This window comes from Photorhabdus noenieputensis (genome assembly GCF_018448935.1).
In the GTDB taxonomy this organism is placed as follows: domain Bacteria; phylum Pseudomonadota; class Gammaproteobacteria; order Enterobacterales; family Enterobacteriaceae; genus Photorhabdus; species Photorhabdus noenieputensis.
This window is the reverse complement of sequence record NZ_RCWC01000009.1, coordinates 36,191-52,158: the sequence shown is the minus strand read 5'-3', so window position 1 is coordinate 52,158 and position 15,968 is coordinate 36,191. Positions and strand designations below refer to the sequence as shown.

General features: G+C 40.2%; 14 protein-coding genes. 5 read left to right on the top strand and 9 right to left on the bottom strand.

Annotation, left to right across the window (positions count from 1 at the left end; translation table 11 throughout):
* Positions 1 to 13: 13 nt before the first annotated feature.
* From dkgA to metC, 5 genes are all read right to left on the bottom strand, one after another.
* Positions 14 to 892, bottom strand: a complete 879-nt coding sequence (dkgA, locus tag EAE91_RS08785) for a 2,5-didehydrogluconate reductase DkgA (RefSeq protein ID WP_214088158.1) — start codon at positions 890 to 892, stop codon at positions 14 to 16.
* Between the two features lie 273 nt (positions 893 to 1,165).
* Positions 1,166 to 1,837, bottom strand: coding sequence for a DedA family protein (locus EAE91_RS08780; protein ID WP_214088157.1), 672 nt, complete (start codon positions 1,835 to 1,837; stop codon positions 1,166 to 1,168).
* Between the two features lie 295 nt (positions 1,838 to 2,132).
* On the bottom strand, positions 2,133 to 2,339 hold the full coding sequence (locus EAE91_RS24955) for a type II toxin-antitoxin system YhaV family toxin (protein WP_244868749.1): 207 nt from the start codon (positions 2,337 to 2,339) through the stop codon (positions 2,133 to 2,135).
* Positions 2,340 to 2,468: 129 nt separating this feature from the next.
* A complete protein-coding gene (locus EAE91_RS08770) occupies positions 2,469 to 2,819 on the bottom strand; it encodes a type II toxin-antitoxin system PrlF family antitoxin (RefSeq protein ID WP_214088156.1) in 351 nt (116 codons plus the stop codon).
* Between the two features lie 274 nt (positions 2,820 to 3,093).
* Positions 3,094 to 4,284: a cystathionine beta-lyase gene (metC, locus tag EAE91_RS08765; protein WP_214088155.1), complete on the bottom strand. Its 1,191-nt coding sequence runs from the start codon at positions 4,282 to 4,284 to the stop codon at positions 3,094 to 3,096.
* Between the two features lie 482 nt (positions 4,285 to 4,766).
* On the opposite strand from metC, the gene exbB reads away from it, so the two are divergent.
* Positions 4,767 to 5,726: a tonB-system energizer ExbB gene (exbB, locus tag EAE91_RS08760; RefSeq protein WP_214088224.1), complete on the top strand. Its 960-nt coding sequence runs from the start codon at positions 4,767 to 4,769 to the stop codon at positions 5,724 to 5,726.
* Between the two features lie 3 nt (positions 5,727 to 5,729).
* Positions 5,730 to 6,155 carry a TonB system transport protein ExbD gene (exbD, locus tag EAE91_RS08755; RefSeq protein WP_214088154.1) on the top strand — a complete coding sequence of 142 codons (426 nt, stop codon included), beginning with the start codon at positions 5,730 to 5,732 and terminating at the stop codon, positions 6,153 to 6,155.
* A gap of 107 nt (positions 6,156 to 6,262) precedes the next feature.
* Here the strand turns inward: exbD and EAE91_RS08750 are convergent, their stop codons facing one another.
* Both EAE91_RS08750 and EAE91_RS08745 read right to left on the bottom strand, forming a co-directional pair.
* On the bottom strand, positions 6,263 to 7,378 hold the full coding sequence (locus tag EAE91_RS08750; protein WP_214088153.1) for a helix-turn-helix domain-containing protein: 1,116 nt from the start codon (positions 7,376 to 7,378) through the stop codon (positions 6,263 to 6,265).
* Positions 7,379 to 7,451: 73 nt separating this feature from the next.
* Positions 7,452 to 8,678, bottom strand: a complete 1,227-nt coding sequence (locus tag EAE91_RS08745; protein ID WP_247982999.1) for an MFS transporter — start codon at positions 8,676 to 8,678, stop codon at positions 7,452 to 7,454.
* A gap of 170 nt (positions 8,679 to 8,848) precedes the next feature.
* Here EAE91_RS08745 and EAE91_RS08740 point away from each other — a divergent pair, with 170 nt between their 5' ends.
* From EAE91_RS08740 to EAE91_RS08730, 3 genes are all read left to right on the top strand, one after another.
* Complete coding sequence (locus tag EAE91_RS08740) at positions 8,849 to 9,742, top strand: LysR family transcriptional regulator (RefSeq protein ID WP_214088152.1); 894 nt, start codon at positions 8,849 to 8,851, stop codon at positions 9,740 to 9,742.
* Positions 9,743 to 10,318: 576 nt separating this feature from the next.
* The gene (locus EAE91_RS08735) at positions 10,319 to 11,875 is read left to right on the top strand and encodes a GH39 family glycosyl hydrolase (protein ID WP_244868744.1); all 1,557 of its coding nucleotides are present in this window, start codon (positions 10,319 to 10,321) and stop codon (positions 11,873 to 11,875) included.
* A 530-nt stretch (positions 11,876 to 12,405) separates the two neighbouring features.
* Positions 12,406 to 14,160 carry a GH39 family glycosyl hydrolase gene (locus EAE91_RS08730; protein ID WP_214088150.1) on the top strand — a complete coding sequence of 585 codons (1,755 nt, stop codon included), beginning with the start codon at positions 12,406 to 12,408 and terminating at the stop codon, positions 14,158 to 14,160.
* A gap of 68 nt (positions 14,161 to 14,228) precedes the next feature.
* Here the strand turns inward: EAE91_RS08730 and EAE91_RS08725 are convergent, their stop codons facing one another.
* Together EAE91_RS08725 and EAE91_RS08720 are read right to left on the bottom strand one after the other, a co-directional pair.
* Complete coding sequence (locus EAE91_RS08725) at positions 14,229 to 14,582, bottom strand: hypothetical protein (RefSeq protein WP_214088149.1); 354 nt, start codon at positions 14,580 to 14,582, stop codon at positions 14,229 to 14,231.
* Positions 14,583 to 14,843: 261 nt separating this feature from the next.
* On the bottom strand, positions 14,844 to 15,872 hold the full coding sequence (locus tag EAE91_RS08720) for a Fic family protein (RefSeq protein WP_036778370.1): 1,029 nt from the start codon (positions 15,870 to 15,872) through the stop codon (positions 14,844 to 14,846).
* Positions 15,873 to 15,968: the final 96 nt, after the last annotated feature.

Genomic DNA, 15,968 nt, shown 5'->3' with positions numbered 1-15,968 from the left:
TATCCGCTGTTTTTCAGCACTGATCATTAGTATTCCTTTGCTCAAGAAGCTCAAGGAATTCACTGAAATCAACGAATGTTTCAGGGGTTGGCCCCAGACGTTTGCCGATATCTAGCGTAGTCATCGCGGTCAAATCTTCTTTTTCTAGTTTGAAGTCGAACACATCAAAGTTCTCTTTAATTCTTGATAACGTAGTTGATTTTGGGATCACAATCATGCCGTTATCAATGTGCCAGCGGATAACAACCTGCGCGGGTGTTTTGCCATACTTCTGTGCCAGATGTTGAACCAGTTGATTATCAAATATATTTTCACCACCTTGTGCCAACGGACTCCAAGATTCGGTAACGATATTATGTGTAGCATTCCAGGCATGAAGCTGACGTTGCTGTAACAGCGGGTGCAACTCAATCTGATTAATAACGGGATGAACGCCGGTTTCATTGATCAGTCGCTGGATATGTTCAGGTTGGAAATTAGAAACACCGATACTACGAATAAGCCCCTCTTTCTGCAATTCAATCAATTGTTGCCAGGCGCTAACATATTGATCTTGTGGTGGTGCAGGCCAGTGAATGAGGTAAAGATCAACATAATCCAGTTGCAACTTTTCCAGACTTTCTGCTAACGCAGCACGAGCATCAAGGTGTCTGTCATTCCACAATTTAGTTGTAACAAAGATATCTTCACGGGGGATATCTGTTTCTTGTAACGCGTTGCCTACGCCTTTCTCATTGTTGTAGATAGCGGCGGTATCAATTGCCCGATAACCGATATCCAATGCAGCATGGATTGTTTCTGCTATCTGTTGGTCATCTGCTGCCCATGATCCAAGTCCCAATTGTGGCATGTGATTCCCATCAGCAAGTTTGATAATAGGTTGATTATCCATTACTAACTCCTATAAAAAGACAGACTTAAAATATCAGCTAAAATCATGGCAATTGATATTAAGTTGATATTAAGAGTAATTGAAGAAAGTAATACAATTGGCGTGATCCAAGCCATGATTGTGATCAACACATGGCCAAGTACATAGATTGACCGGTTTGGTGATGCATCGATACCAAGAATATCACTTAGTGGCTGAGCCTTAGTCCATATAATATTGGTACATTAAGTTAAGGATAAAAATCCTGCTGCCGCTTGTAAACCATGATGACTTTTATTTACGTTTTGTCGCCGAGATTTTCTTGTGGTGCCAGTACATCAACAAAGAGGCGCTTAAACCACTTAGCAACAGCACTATGGGTAAAATTATCAAAATGTTCATCACCAAATCTTGGTGATTTTTAATAAACGGGATCTGATTAAGGAGATAACCAAAACCGACCACGATGACAACCCATAGCAGGCCACTCAACCAGTTAAAAACTTGAAAGCGTTTACTGTTAAGGCCGGATATACCCGCCAATGTTGGTAACAGAGTGCGGACAAAAGCCAAAAAACGGCCAATCAGTAACGCGGCCAAACCATGTTTGAAAAACAGCTCGTTAGCTCGTTGGCGATACTGAATAGGAAGTTGTGCCAGCCAATTTTTAACTCGTTTGGTATCGCCAAGCCATAGCCCTTGAAGATAGCCAAACCAGCAACCGATACTTGCCGCCGCTGTTAATATAAAAACGGTTGGGATAAAGCTCATGACTCCCTTGGCAATTAATGCACCGGCAAGGATTAACAGAGTATCACCGGGTAGAAAAGCGGCGGGTAATAAACCATTTTCCAGAACCAGTGTTACAAATAGAATGCCATAGATAATCCAGACAACATCGGGGTTGGCAAGTTTAGAAAAGTCATGCTGCCATAATGCCTGCATGATCCCGTTTAGTACTTCCATTGCTTATCCTGTAACTGTTATACCCGTTATCTTTCAAGTTGCCTCTTTGTTGGCTGCACTCACTCACCCTGGTCACATAGTTATCTATGCTCCCAGGGATTCGCTCCCTTGCCGTCGCGATGCATCTTGAAATCCATAGGGTATATAAAATAAATTTATTGCATCTGTATATATAAAGTCAGTTTACAGTAAAAGCTTTGGCATGGCTTGACTTTATCCCTGATAAGGGAAAATTAATGGCTGATACTGATGAATCAATTGAGACACATAACCGCCCCTTTTGTTCTCTCATCATTTACCCAGCCAAAGATAATAATTTTACTTTCAGTGTGAAAACGGAAAAAAAGCAATATTGTTGGAAAAATTTTGCTCTGAACCAGTGTTTTCTTTTGCTACCCAATGTATCACTTAAACGAAAGGTTATATTAGTTGGGTCACTGGGAATAATTTCAGTAACGAGTTTTATGATTGCAGCTAAGCGTTTTGTATCATTTTTTTTCAGGTAGTCATTTGGATATTTTTGTTGAAGTTGTTCTACCTTATCTATTGCTTATTTTAATTGTTCGATAAAGCATGGATAAGCAAAAATAGCCTATCCGTTTATTACACATATTCGATCATACATAGTTCTTTACTCATCGTCATCGAATAATAGATTGTTCAGATCTATGTCTATTCCAGCGGTAAGTGACTTCGCCCGGTTAATGAGTTGTTCATCTAGTTGTCGTACTTGTTCAGGATGTTTCTGAATGTCTTTTACTAAAAAGTTCAAAAATGATTCCATGACAGGATCTTTTTCTTCTTCGCTGTTTTTATGACTAATAAATCCATCATCCGAAGATAAAATCTTATATGTGATGCTATCATGGTCTGGTTTTTGCCTAAGCGCTTTACGGACAGATGTTGGGATGGTTGTTTGGCTGCGATTGGTAAGCTTGGATTCTGCACCAACTTCGAACTCAACACTTGGTAAGACATGCATATTTCTACCTCGTTATGCTGATTTGAGAATCTGTTTAACGAAATGTAATGCAAATACATCGTACCGGCAATATATCTATACCCTATGGATTTCAAGATGCATCGCGGCGGCAAGGGAGTGAATCCCCGGGAGCATAGCAAACTATGTGACCGGGGTGAGCGAGTGCAGCCAACAAAGAGGCAACTTGAAAGATGACGGGTATATATTATCGCTTCATTATGACTTCCAAGTGCTAAGTTTTTCAGTTTATTACATTGAATAACAATAAGATTACTCAAGTCGAAATTCGACCAAATCCCTCTGCGAGGTCATCAATCAAATCTTGAACATTTTCCAGCCCGACATGCAGGCGGAACAGAGTGCCCGTCCTTTGTGAAATATCGTACTGGCGTATTATTTTTATCTCTTCTGGTTGATAACCCAAGATCAAAGATTCAAAACCACCCCATGAGAATGCCATTTTAAAATGGTGAAAATTATCCAGATAATCGGTAAATTGTTGCGGGGTTAATTTCTCTTTCAATTGAAAAGAGAACAGACCATTACTGCCACTGAAATCACGGATGAAATTTTTGTGGCCGGGGCAGGAGGGCAGAGCCGGATGATAGACTGCGGCAACTTCGGTTCGTTGTTGCAGCCAGCGCGCTATTTCAATACTGCTTTTTTCATGCTGTTTCAGACGAATGGCTAAAGTACGTAATCCACGACTGGCCATATAAACCGTATCGGCATCTGCCATTTGTCCCATCAAATAGGAACTCTCTCGCAGTTGTACACAACAGCGTTCATTTGCCACAGCAATACCTAACATGGCGTCTGAGTGACCAATAATATATTTGGTGCCGGATTGAATCGAAATATCGATGCCGAATTCTAGAGCTTTAAACAACACGCCTGCCGCCCAGGTATTATCGATCATGATGACAATATCTGGATTAACGCTCCGTACCGCACGGACAATCGCGGGAACATCCTGTACTTCCATTGTGATAGAGCCAGGGGATTCAAGAAACACCACTTTGGTATTGGGCTTAATCAGATCAGCAATCTCCTCGCCGATCATAGGATCGAAATAATCGCGGGTAATATTCATCCGTGACAATATCTTGTCACAGAAGCCTTGCGTCGGATCATAAGCCGAACCTGTTAATAGAATATGATCACCGGCGGCGGCAAAAGCGAGAATAGAGTGACTAACCGCGGCAGCACCAGAAGGGTAAAGCACACAGCCTGCGCCATCTTCCAGTTCAGCCATTGCTGCTTGAAAAGAGAAATGAGTCTGTGTACCACGGCGGCCATAAAACAGTTCGCTTTTGTCCCGGTTTTGCGTTGCATGTCTTTTAGCGGCGACAGAATCGAAGATCACCGATGATGTTCGCTGAATGATGGGATTGACTGCGCCTTGAGTAAATTTTTGACTTCTACCTGCATTGACCAGTGAAGTTTCCAGTTTTTTTTCTGCCATGATCCGTTGCTACCTTAGAACACTTCAATTTTTGAAATGGTGTAAAAAATAGAGTTAACACGTTAAAAGATTTAGACCTTTTTGTACAAAGGGATTAGAACAACTTGACGAAAATTCATTCTGATTACCTGTGAGTGGGAGCTCTTCAACTTTATTTTGTGAAGGGGTAATACTTTTTTATTAAACAATAATGATAATTACTATCAAATCACTTAAGGTTTGATATTATCAGCCTGCATTTTCATTCAATTTATACTCTATGGATTTCAAGATGCATCGCGGCGGCAAGGGAGCGAATCCCCGGGAGCATAGATAACTATGTGACCGGGGTGAGTGAGTGCAGCCAACAAAGAGGCAACTTGAAAGATGACGGGTATAGTGAAGATGAGTAAAGACTCAGTATAAATAAGGTTAGTGAGATGACGAAAAGTAATTCACTGCTAAATAACAAGGTTTATAGTAAAAGGAGTAAAGGCCAACTGATGCGAAATTTGACTGCTTCAATAATATTAGCGTTCGGGCTGACAGGTTCAGCATTGGCTGATACAGCGCCAGCGGCGGCAACAGATAACAATAACACGGCAAAAACCGCACAGATTACTCCGGCTACCTCCCCGGCAACGACGGGCACGACTGCACCGCCTGCAAATCAGATTGCACCGCAGGCATCTGCGACGGAGTCTGCGCAAGTGACGCCGGTTGCAACGGATGAGGTTGCACCTAGCGTTCCTGCTGATGAAACCAGCATTTCCAGTGGCTTTGCGACTGATCTGTCTATTTGGGGCATGTATCAGAACGCTGATATTGTTGTTAAGACCGTTATGGTTGGTCTGGTGATTGCTTCTGTGATTACTTGGGCGCTATTCTTCTCAAAAGGTACTGAACTGTTGGCGGCTGGTCGCCGTTTACGTAAAGAACAATTGGCTTTGGCGGATGTTAAGAGTCTTGATCAGGCGGCGGAAATTGCCGAAGGTTTCAGTAAACTCAGCATTAGCCGCTTGCTGCTGAGTGAAGTACAGGCAGAACGTCAGTTATCTTCTGAGAGCGCTGACCTGAATAGCACGAAAGAACGAGCTTCTTTCCGTCTGGAACGTTCTGTTGCGGCGATCAGCCGTCATATGGGGCGTGGCAATGGTTATCTGGCAACCATTGGTGCGATTTCTCCTTTCGTTGGCCTGTTTGGTACGGTATGGGGCATCATGAACAGCTTTATCGGTATTGCTCACTCACAGACAACTAACCTTGCAGTTGTGGCACCGGGTATTGCGGAAGCCTTGTTAGCAACAGCGCTTGGGCTGGTGGCGGCGATCCCGGCTGTTGTAATTTATAACATCTTCGCCCGCATGATCGCTGCTTACCGTGGTCAAGTTGGTGATATGGCGGCACAGTCACTATTACTGCTTGGCCGTGATTTGGATTTAGCAAATAGCAGGACAAGGTGATTTATGGCAATACGTCTTAATGAAGATTTGGACGATAGTGGCGAATTACACGAAATCAACGTCACACCATTTATTGATGTGATGTTGGTGCTGTTGATTATCTTCATGGTAGCAGCGCCACTGGCAACTGTTGATATTAAAGTGGATCTACCTGCTTCGTCGGCAAAACCGCAGCAGCGTCCAGAAAAACCGGTATTCTTGACGGTTAAAGCTGATCGCCAGCTTTATGTTGGTGATCAACAGGTCGATCATGATACTTTGGCGGCGGTATTGGATCAGACCACCCAATCTAATAAAGAGACAACCATTTTCTTTCAGGCTGATAAAACCGTGGATTATGAAACACTGATGAGTGTGATGGATTCTTTGCGTAAATCGGGCTATCTGAAAGTGGGCTTGGTAGGGATGGAAGCGGTTTCATCGGGTTAATTGTCACTGATTCTTCCATTGAATAACCGCGCTGGAAAGCGCGGTTGAGATAAAATGATAATTGGTTTGTATTAATAAGAGCTTAATTTAAACAGGATGGGGGATAATCACGCTATTCTGGAGCGATAAGAAAACATCGAAATGACATTTACAGAATCTGCCTGATCATGAAGCTCATAAAGTGAACGATCGTTAGCGAGTTCAAGCAGCATTGGCACTGTAATTTTCAGACGCTTAGCTAATGTTTCAATATCAATACAAACATCATTAATAAGCACTTTTATTGCTCGATGAAATAATTCAGGTTTTTCATGGGGAATAAGATAATCCTCTTTTTCCTCAATAGCTTCTCCCTTACGTTTAAGCCCCCAAAAAGCCGTTTTGTATTGCGTATCGGTTAAAAGGGAAAGCTGATGCGCCCGATAAATAATTGCTGCTTTACTTACTTTCCAAGTTAATTTGAACTCACTTAGACCTCGCCAGTTGATTCTTCCGCTTATCGGGGCCGGGAAATATTTAGCCATCGCACTTCGTGGTAAAAGTAGGGCAGAGGCAAATTGGTTGGCTTGAGATTCGGTTATTCTGTCACCGGTAGATATTCCGCCGTGTAACACAAGGTGTCCAATTTCATGTGCAATATCAAACCGTTGTCGGCATGGTGACTTCTTGGCTGTATTTCTGACAATGAAAGGTCGATCTAATGGAACGGATAAAGCGTCAACATCATCGGATACTGAGTCAAACGAGGTAACAAATGCACCTAGTTTTTCAGCCAGGCGAGTCACATTTTCAATTGGCCCAAACCCTAATCCCCAATCAATCCGACATTTCTCTGCTGCTCGTTCAACTTCTTCCGGGGAGTTTGCTTTTAATTCAGGAAATAACACTGACGGTAAATTTAGATTTTCTTCAAAAACGACGATTAATCGTCTGTATAATTCAGCCTTTGCAAGTGCTGCTAATTTTGTTGCTACTCTAATTGCGCTGCGTTTACGGAAATGAACAATCTCTTCGTTCACAGGAGATTGTATTTGGGTTTCAAAGAACGCAGGAATAACCTGCAATACAGTCGCTAATTCATTAGAAAGTTCATTAGTTGGCACAGCAAAGCCGGATTCCAGCCGCTGAATGTATTGGCGGGTTTTATTAACCCGCTCAGCCACTTGCTCAAGAGATAGCTCGTGATACAGACGAGCTAACCGCAAATTAGAACCATTGAACACTTGTCACCTACTACTTGTTCTTTAATTGGACTGAAAGCTAATACTTAAACTGGCTCCACAAGCAGCATAGCGCTCAAGTGTTAAGATACTGTCCTTCCCGGCATTTCTTTCCAGTTTGCTTGCGGCTATTTGGATTAAACAGAGCCCATAGCGCGGCTAATAATGCGCATCCTCCGCCGCTGAAAGCGACACCATACCAAGAAAAATGCCAGGCGGCGATAGCTCCTAAAGAGGAACCTATCGCGCCACCGGAGAAATAGCAGGTCATAAATACGGTATTTAGTCGGCTGCGGGCATCAGGTAATAATGTATATAACTGTGTTTGATTTGCCACTAAACCCGCTCGGCTGCCAAGATCTAACAGAATAATACCCGCGAATAAAAATAGAATACTGTGGCCTGTACCGCTAATTAGGCCCAAGGCTAGAGCCACTAATAAAGCGCCTGTGGCAACAATTGCCCTTCCACCGAAGCGATCCGTCAACGAACCTATTATGGGTGAAGCTAGCATTCCCACAATGCCCGTCAAACCAAAAAGACCTGCGATATCACTCCCCCATCCGTAAGGTGGTTGGGAAAGTAATAAGGCCAGCGACCCCCACAGCGTATTAAAAGCGGCGAACAGTAAAAAACCGGATAATGCGGCCTCACGCAAAAGGGGTTGTTGCTTTATCAACTTACCGAGTGAAATAAGAAGTTGGCCGTAAGTCATCGTGTGTGGTGTTTCTATTTCTGGCAACACAAACCAGACCAGAAAAAATAGGCATATATCGATTAAAGCGGCCAATATAAACATTTCACGCCAACCGAAATACTCTCCGACTGCACCACCCAATGCCCTGGCAAGCAGTGCTCCGGCGAAAAGGCCACTCATCAGACTTCCTACCGCTCGGCCACGCTTTTCTGGTATTACCCAACCAGATACGGCCGGAATGATGATTTGTGCTGAAATAGAAGTTAGTCCCACAATCAGGCTACTTGCCAGAAGACATGTAAAATTGGGTGCTGTGGCACATAAGATAAGGCTGATTATATTGCCGATTAACAGGCAGAAAATCAGTTTGCGACGGCTTAGCGTATCTCCAAGCGGCCCAAAAAAGAGAAGCCCCGCCGCATAGCCAATCTGCGTTAGTGTCGCGATCCAGCCGGATATTGAACCATTAACGCTAAAACTTGTCCCAATTATTGGCAATAATGGTTGATTATAATAAATATTCGCTACAGCAAAACCACAAGCAGCGGATAATAAGATAAGAGAAATGGAAGAAATAGGATTTGGTTTTATTACTGTATTTGACACGGGAACTCTCAGCATTTGGCCGGACTTATGATGAAATAATTCTGGCACTATCTTGAGATCGTGGGAATAAAGAGAGCGAACGAAATTGTTTTGCATAGAACGCAAAAATGATAGCGCTACCAGATGTTGTGTTATATGAAGTGTTTGAATATTTATAGGTAAAAATTGTGATGAAAGATTTATTACGTACCGATATGCTAACAACATTCATTCATGTTGCCCGTTCACAGAGTTTTTCCGCCGTTGCTCGCTTGCAAGGTATGGCTGCATCTTCTATCACACGTCAGATAGACAACCTTGAACAGGTGTTAGAGACAAAACTATTCTTTCGTTCTACCCGCGGTTTATCGCTGACTGATGCAGGGGAGATTTTATTTGCCAGGGCGCAAGGTATTATCAATGATCTTGTCGATGTCCAGGCTGAATTAGCGGCGTTGAATGGCGAGCCGCAAGGGGTATTACGTATAGCTTGCCTGCCAACGTTTGGGCGTCAACATATTATTCCGATGCTAGCAGAACTATTCACGCGGTATCCTAAAATTCGGGTTGAACTTGATCAAACAGAACGGCTGACTGATCCGGTCAGGGATCGCCTTGATGTAGTTATTCGTATTGGTGAATTAAAGGACAGCACACTTTATTCCAAACGTATCGCCACACAAACTTGGATTATTTGCGCCAGTCCAGACTATATTCAAAAGCATGGAATACCGACAACACTTACTGAACTGGGTGGGCACTATTTGCTTGATAAACATCATGACCCCGCGGGCATTTGCTGGTCACGCTATCGCAGTATTATTAATTTCAGCGATAATAATAGGATCTTTCGCAGTGATGACTTTGAAACATTGAGAATGGCCGCAGTGAGTGGATTTGGAATAGCGCTTCTGCCTAATTGGGTGGTATCATCAGATATTCATTCTGGAAAACTTGTGCCTTTATTTAATGATCCCGATGGACGTAAAGAAGATATTTATTTATTGCGGGCGCTTGCTCACCCGCCAGCAAAATTAACCGTATTTATGTCGTTATTGCAAAAGAGGTTTGCTAAAATTATTTAGTTGAATCCGCCTGATATATATTAATGATTTTATGCGATATTATTTAATATAATTCACTCACTATATGATTTTATTGGGTGTTTTTTTACTATCGTTATTAATATAAATTTCTTATTGAAGTATATGTTCTTTTATGCTTATTTCTTAAATAAATCATAGGTTGGATTATTGGCAAAAATAATTATATCTATGTAATTGTTGATTGATGTAATAAATTAAAATTAATAGGTGGTAATTTTAAAATATAGTTAAAAGTGATATTTAACTATTCTCTAAGTATTCGGTTCATTTATTGTTGTTGAGTTGTCAAAGAAATATATTTATTCTTCTATATTATTTTTGATTTATAACAATGTCATTTTTTAATGAATATAGAGGTTTATTGTGACTAAAATTTTTTCATTTAATAAAAATCATCGAGATTTATTGGCAGGTCACTATTCACGGCTTAAAGAGGTTAATGGTGTTAACGGTGTGCCTAAATCTTTGTTGCCGGGTTTTCCTGATTTAGATGATCAATTTAATCAAATGGGAATTACCCATATTCGGCTTCATGATGGTTTTGGTATTGGCGATATGGATAATTATTTCCAGGCGGATAGAATCAGTGATCAACATCAAATAATTATTAATGTACCAGAAGAAAATAAACCCGCCGCTAAGAAATTGCTCGCTGACATTGCAAATATTAGAAGTATTTTTCCCAATGCGGCTGCCGGGATGAGAAATAATGATATTAGTCTTGCATTAAAAGAGGCTAATTATAAAATGACTGACGCTTATTTGCGCGACATTATGAATAATAAATCCGAACTTAACCAAAATAATATTCAGCGGCAAATCATGTTTCGTATTGGACGTACCGGTGATGGCGGTTATGAAATACCCGATGATTTTGATATTTATGCCATATTAGTCAGCACGTTAGTGAATCGCTATACTTTAAATTATGCCAGAATCGGTTTGCCAAGGAAAATAACTTATTGGCAGGTTTGGAATGAGCCTGATTTGTTTTTTTTCTGGAATAGTGATGATCCTAAAAAATATTATGAATTATATGCAAAAATCGCAAGGATAATTAAAGCGGTTGATCCTTCGGTTAAAGTCGGTGGCGCGGGTATTGCGTTTGCTGATAGATCACAAGAAGATTATCTTGATGGGTTTTTACGGTATTGTAGAGATAATAATGTACCATTAGATTTCTTTTCCTGGCATGGATACGTTGAAACCGGAGACCCGCAAAACATTATTGATTTAGGAAATAAGGTTCAAAAAAGTTTGCATACTTATGGTTTTACCGGTATAGAAAGTTTTTGTACTGAATGGACTTCTTGTCCTATTGGGACAAAAAATACATATACAAAAGTACAAGGTATTAAAAATGCGGCATATATTGCTTCCACATTTATTTATATGCAATATATAAAAGCCGACAAAGCTTATTATTATCGGGGAGATGGCTTATCTTTTGGTTTGTTTAACAACCAGCCAAATCCTAAAAACCCAAGTGTTAAAAACTTCTGTACCTATTCAGCTCAATCCTTTTACCTGTTTGCCAGAATGTTCGAAACACCTTATATTTTAAGTGGTAATAAGGATTTTTCCACAGGTTTGACCGTTTTGGCTGCGGAGAATACCGAAGGTAATAAAATAAATATCCTTGCCGCAAATTACAAAGTTGATAAGAGTCTTGCCGATGGTAATGCGGCTCCTGATTATTTATATCAACAATATTATCTTGATGCTAGCCGATCACTGAATCAATTAACGGATGCCTGGAGTAAGAATAAATGGTTTGGCGGCGTTGATCCGACAACCATTCACGTTGATAACGCGGTATTACAACATGAACCTGTTAAGCCATTTCCGGGTAATAATATGTTGAGAGCTAAAAATCGTGATTATACTGATAGCGACCAAGGTGTTACCGTGGTAATTAACCATATAGGTTATAAAAAATTTAGAGTCAAAGCATTCCGTATTCAAGAAGGTGGATCACTGGCACAAATGACACCACCGGAGGTGACTAACCAGATCAATGTGTCTATAGCTAATAATAAATTAACGCTAGTGGATAAGGGAGCAAAGCCTGCGACAGTAACATTATATTCATTAGAGCTAGAGAATAATTAATTTTATATGCAATGAAAATATTATAGTAAATTATTTTAATCTGACAGGCTCTTATTAAGAGCCTTTTTTATATCAATTAATTGAATTATATGTTTTTTTATATTTGGCGATGGTTCATTAAGGTTGTTTTTTTGATTAAAAATATGTTTTTAATATGTGTTAATGATCTTTTGTACGATATTTTTAAATATAATCTACTCTCTGCATGGTTTTATTATGTGCTATTTTATCATTGTTATTAATATCACTCTTGATTGATGTATTTTTTCTCTTTTAATGATTCTGTGGTTAAATAAATCATAAGGTCAATTTTATTATCGGTAATAATTGTGTTAATTTAATTGTTTGTTTAATTCAATAAATTCAAAGTAATAGCGGATAATTTTAAGTTGTAGTTGAAAGTGATATTTAACCATTATCTGGGTCTTCCATTCATTTATTGTTATTGAGTTGCCAGATAAATGTATTTATTCTTTGATATTGTTTTTGGTTTATAGGGATACAATTTCTTAATTAAGATAGAGGGTATTATGACTAAAGTTTTTTCATTTAATAAAAATCATCGAGATTTATCAGCGGGGTATAACTCGCGTCTTAAAGCGGTTAATGGCGTCAATGGTCTTCCTAAATCGATAGCGCCAGGTTTCCCTGATTTAGATAATGAATTTAATCAGATGGGAGTGACACATGTCCGGCTGCATGACGGCTTTGGTATTGGGGATATCGATAATTATTTCCAGGTGGATAGGAAAAATAATCAAGATCAAATGATTATCAATGTGCCGGAGGAAAAGAAACCCGCAGCTAAAAAGCTTGTTGCTGATATTGCAAATGTCAGAAGTATTTTTCCTAATGCGGCTATCGGAATGAGAAATCATGATGTGAGTCTTGCATTAAAAGATGCCAATTATGAAATGACGGATGCTTATCTGCGTGATGTTCTGAATAATCAAGCAGATCTGAACCCAGATAATATTGAGCGACAGCTCTTTTTTCGTATTGGGCGTTCACTTGATGGTGGTTATGAAATACCAGAGGATTTTGATGTTTATGCAGCATTAGTTAAAGCTCTGGTGAATCGTTATGGTGTAGACTATGCCTGTGTTGGGTTGCCGAGAAAAATAAGCTATTGGGAGATTTGGAATGAGCCTGATTTGTTGTTTTTCTGGAATACGGATGATCCACAAAAGTATTATCAATTATATGAAAAAGTAGTGCGAGTAATTAAGGCGGTTGATCCTGGTGCTAAAGTCGGTGGTGCAGGTATTTCATTTAGTAATCATGCAGGAGGACATTATATCGATGGATTTTTCCGATATTGTCGGGATAATCATGTACCGTTAGATTTCTTTTCTTGGCATGGATACGTTGATACTGGAGACCCGCAAAATATTATTGATATGGGGAATACGATTCAAAATAGTTTGCATATTTATGGTTTTACTAAGACTGAGAGTATTTGTACTGAATGGAACTCTACTCCTTTTGGATCGAGAAATACATTTACCAAAGTGCAGAGCCCTAAAAATGCAGCATATATCGCCTCCTCATTGATTTATATGCAATATACCAAAGTTGACCTGGCTCATTATTATCGTGGGGATGGTTTATCTTTTGGTTTATTTAACGATCAACCTAATCCTAAAAATCCAAGTGTTAGAAATTTCTGTACCTATTCAGCTCAATCTTTTGGTCTTTTTGCCAAGATGTTAAAAACCCCTTATATATTAAGTGGTCAAAAGGATTTTTCAACCGGCTTAACGGTTTTGGCCGCCGAAAATAAATCGGGTAATAAAATTAATATCCTCGCAGCAAATTATAAAGTGGATAAAGGCTTTTCTGATGGTAGTGTAGCCCCGGTTCCTGCGGATTTATATCAACAATACTATTTGGATACTAGCCGAACATTAGATCAATTAACGGATACCTGTAGTAAGAATAGATGGTTTGGCGGTATTGATCCGACAACCATTCAATCTAATAATGCGGTAGTGCAAAAGGAGCCGGTGCAACAACTTCCATTAGATTCTCTTTTAAGACCTAAAACTCGTGATTATACTCATAGTGACCAAGGCGTTACAGTGGTGATTGATCATATAGGCTGCAAGAAATTTAAAATTAAAGCATATCGTATTCAACAAGGTGGATCGCTGGAAAAAATAACGCCACCAGAGGTGACTGATCAGATTAATGTGTCTATAGCTAATAATAAATTAACGTTGGTAGATAAAGGCGCGAAACCTTCAACGGTAACACTATATTTGTTAGAGCTAATTCATCATTAATTTATACCCGTCATCTTTCAAGTTGCCTCTTTGTTGGCTGCACTCACTCACCCCGGTCACATAGTTATCTATGTTCCCGGGGATTCGCTCCCTTGCCGCCGCGATCCATCTTGAAATCTATAGGGTATATATGCAATGAAGATATTAGGATAGATTATTTTCTCTTCCTGTTGGCGTTTGGTATGAGTGAATTCGATGGTACCCAGTGGCGTGTGATAAAGACCTTTCCGGCCTGTTGTCATTACGGTGAGCCTATCGATCAGGATCTGTGAAATAACGCCATATTCACTTAGTGCTGATTCAAGGCTAATGTAATTGTATTCACCACGTCGTAGAGCTTTGGCAATATGTTCAATGGCGTAACTATCGTGGCTATGAGCAAAGTTAAACAGATAAATCCCGCGTACAGGTCGTGAAAGCATCGATTCTTTAACCAGACGATTTAAGCCCGCCTAGAGTGTCTTGGGGTTATCTTCAGGAAAGATTTTTCTGAGATCGGTAAGGGTGAAGACATATCGCCCTTTTTGTCCCAGTCGATAAAACGTTTAAGTGCGGTAGATCTATCCATGAGTAGACAACAACTCTAGGTATTTGTGGTTTTGATGTTCACCTGATTATAGTTATTTTAAGTGGACATTAAAGCACTATAGTTATGATATTCATATCCACTTAATGAGTTCTCATTATTTGTGGTGAGCTTTTAAATCTACCCCTCTCTCCGTCAAGCGATAGCGCTGTAATGGGCTGCTCGGTTTTTCTGGATGGCTCATTTCAATTAATCCTGCTGCCAGTGCGGGTTGCAAATAGCGCTGACGGAATGAATTACGATCTTTTAATCCAAGGGCTGATTGCAGTTGCCCACGGTTCATTTCCCCTTTCAATACCATAATCAGTTGTTTAACTTGTTGGGTAGCCTGATGGGTAGCCTGATGGGTAGCCTGATGGGTAGATGTCAGAATTGCATCACGGATCATGTGCAGCATAAACTCAATAAATGGGGCACAATCAACGAGTTGGCTACTGAGATTAATTGCCTGATAGTAATGAGCTTGGTGTTCATAAACCAGGCTTTCAACGGGGATAAATTCAAATAAAGGGTTCCAGTGGTTTAAGATTAATGTTTGCCATAACCGGCCCATTCTGCCGTTTCCATCGGCAAATGGATGAATGAATTCAAATTCATAATGGAAAATGCAACTGGCAATAAGTGGGTGAATATCAGTAGAGCCTAACCAGTGAAAAAGATTACCCATCAGCTTTGGAATCCGGTTTGCCTGTGGAGCCATATGAATGACTTTTTCTCCATCCATCACCCCGACGCCGCTGTGTCGATAACTGCCGGCATTATCTAGCAATCCCTTCATTAGAACATAATGGGCTTCCAGTAAGTTTTGCTCTGATGTGAAATGCCAATAGTTGAGTTTTTCGTAAGCCAAGATAGCGTTACGTGCTTCTTGTATTTCACTGATCGGTGCAATAACTCGCTTGCCTTCAATAATGGCTGTGATTTGGCTTGCATCAAGTAAGTTACCTTCAATTGCCAGTGAACCGTGAATTGTACGTATCCGATTGATTCGTCTCAATCGCAAAGCTTTTATTTGTTCCTGCTCTGTGCTTAATCGCCCGATATTCTCACTGATTTCGGCAACTAATTGGATCATTTTAGCTGTAATTGAGAAAGGAGGTTGATAGCCTTTTTTCGCTGAATTCATTGAATACCTAATTGGATTTGTAGGATTACGGTAAATAGCTTTAATTCTGTTATTTAGTTTTGGAATGCGTCGGTATTATCGCCAGTAAGGTGATAC

Excerpts from the sequence above, each read along its gene's own strand:
- exbB (WP_214088224.1), top strand. The coding sequence starts at position 4,767 with ATGCGAAATTTGACTGCTTCAATAATATTAGCGTTCGGGCTGACAGGT.
- EAE91_RS08720 (WP_036778370.1), bottom strand. The coding sequence starts at position 15,872 with ATGAATTCAGCGAAAAAAGGCTATCAACCTCCTTTCTCAATTACAGCT.
- EAE91_RS08780 (WP_214088157.1), bottom strand. The coding sequence starts at position 1,837 with ATGGAAGTACTAAACGGGATCATGCAGGCATTATGGCAGCATGACTTT.
- EAE91_RS08770 (WP_214088156.1), bottom strand. The coding sequence starts at position 2,819 with ATGCATGTCTTACCAAGTGTTGAGTTCGAAGTTGGTGCAGAATCCAAG.
- EAE91_RS08740 (WP_214088152.1), top strand. The coding sequence starts at position 8,849 with ATGAAAGATTTATTACGTACCGATATGCTAACAACATTCATTCATGTT.
- EAE91_RS08735 (WP_244868744.1), top strand. The coding sequence starts at position 10,319 with ATGGATAATTATTTCCAGGCGGATAGAATCAGTGATCAACATCAAATA.
- EAE91_RS08725 (WP_214088149.1), bottom strand. The coding sequence starts at position 14,582 with ATGCTTTCACGACCTGTACGCGGGATTTATCTGTTTAACTTTGCTCAT.
- exbD (WP_214088154.1), top strand. The coding sequence starts at position 5,730 with ATGGCAATACGTCTTAATGAAGATTTGGACGATAGTGGCGAATTACAC.
- EAE91_RS08730 (WP_214088150.1), top strand. The coding sequence starts at position 12,406 with ATGACTAAAGTTTTTTCATTTAATAAAAATCATCGAGATTTATCAGCG.
- metC (WP_214088155.1), bottom strand. The coding sequence starts at position 4,284 with ATGGCAGAAAAAAAACTGGAAACTTCACTGGTCAATGCAGGTAGAAGT.
- dkgA (WP_214088158.1), bottom strand. The coding sequence starts at position 892 with ATGGATAATCAACCTATTATCAAACTTGCTGATGGGAATCACATGCCA.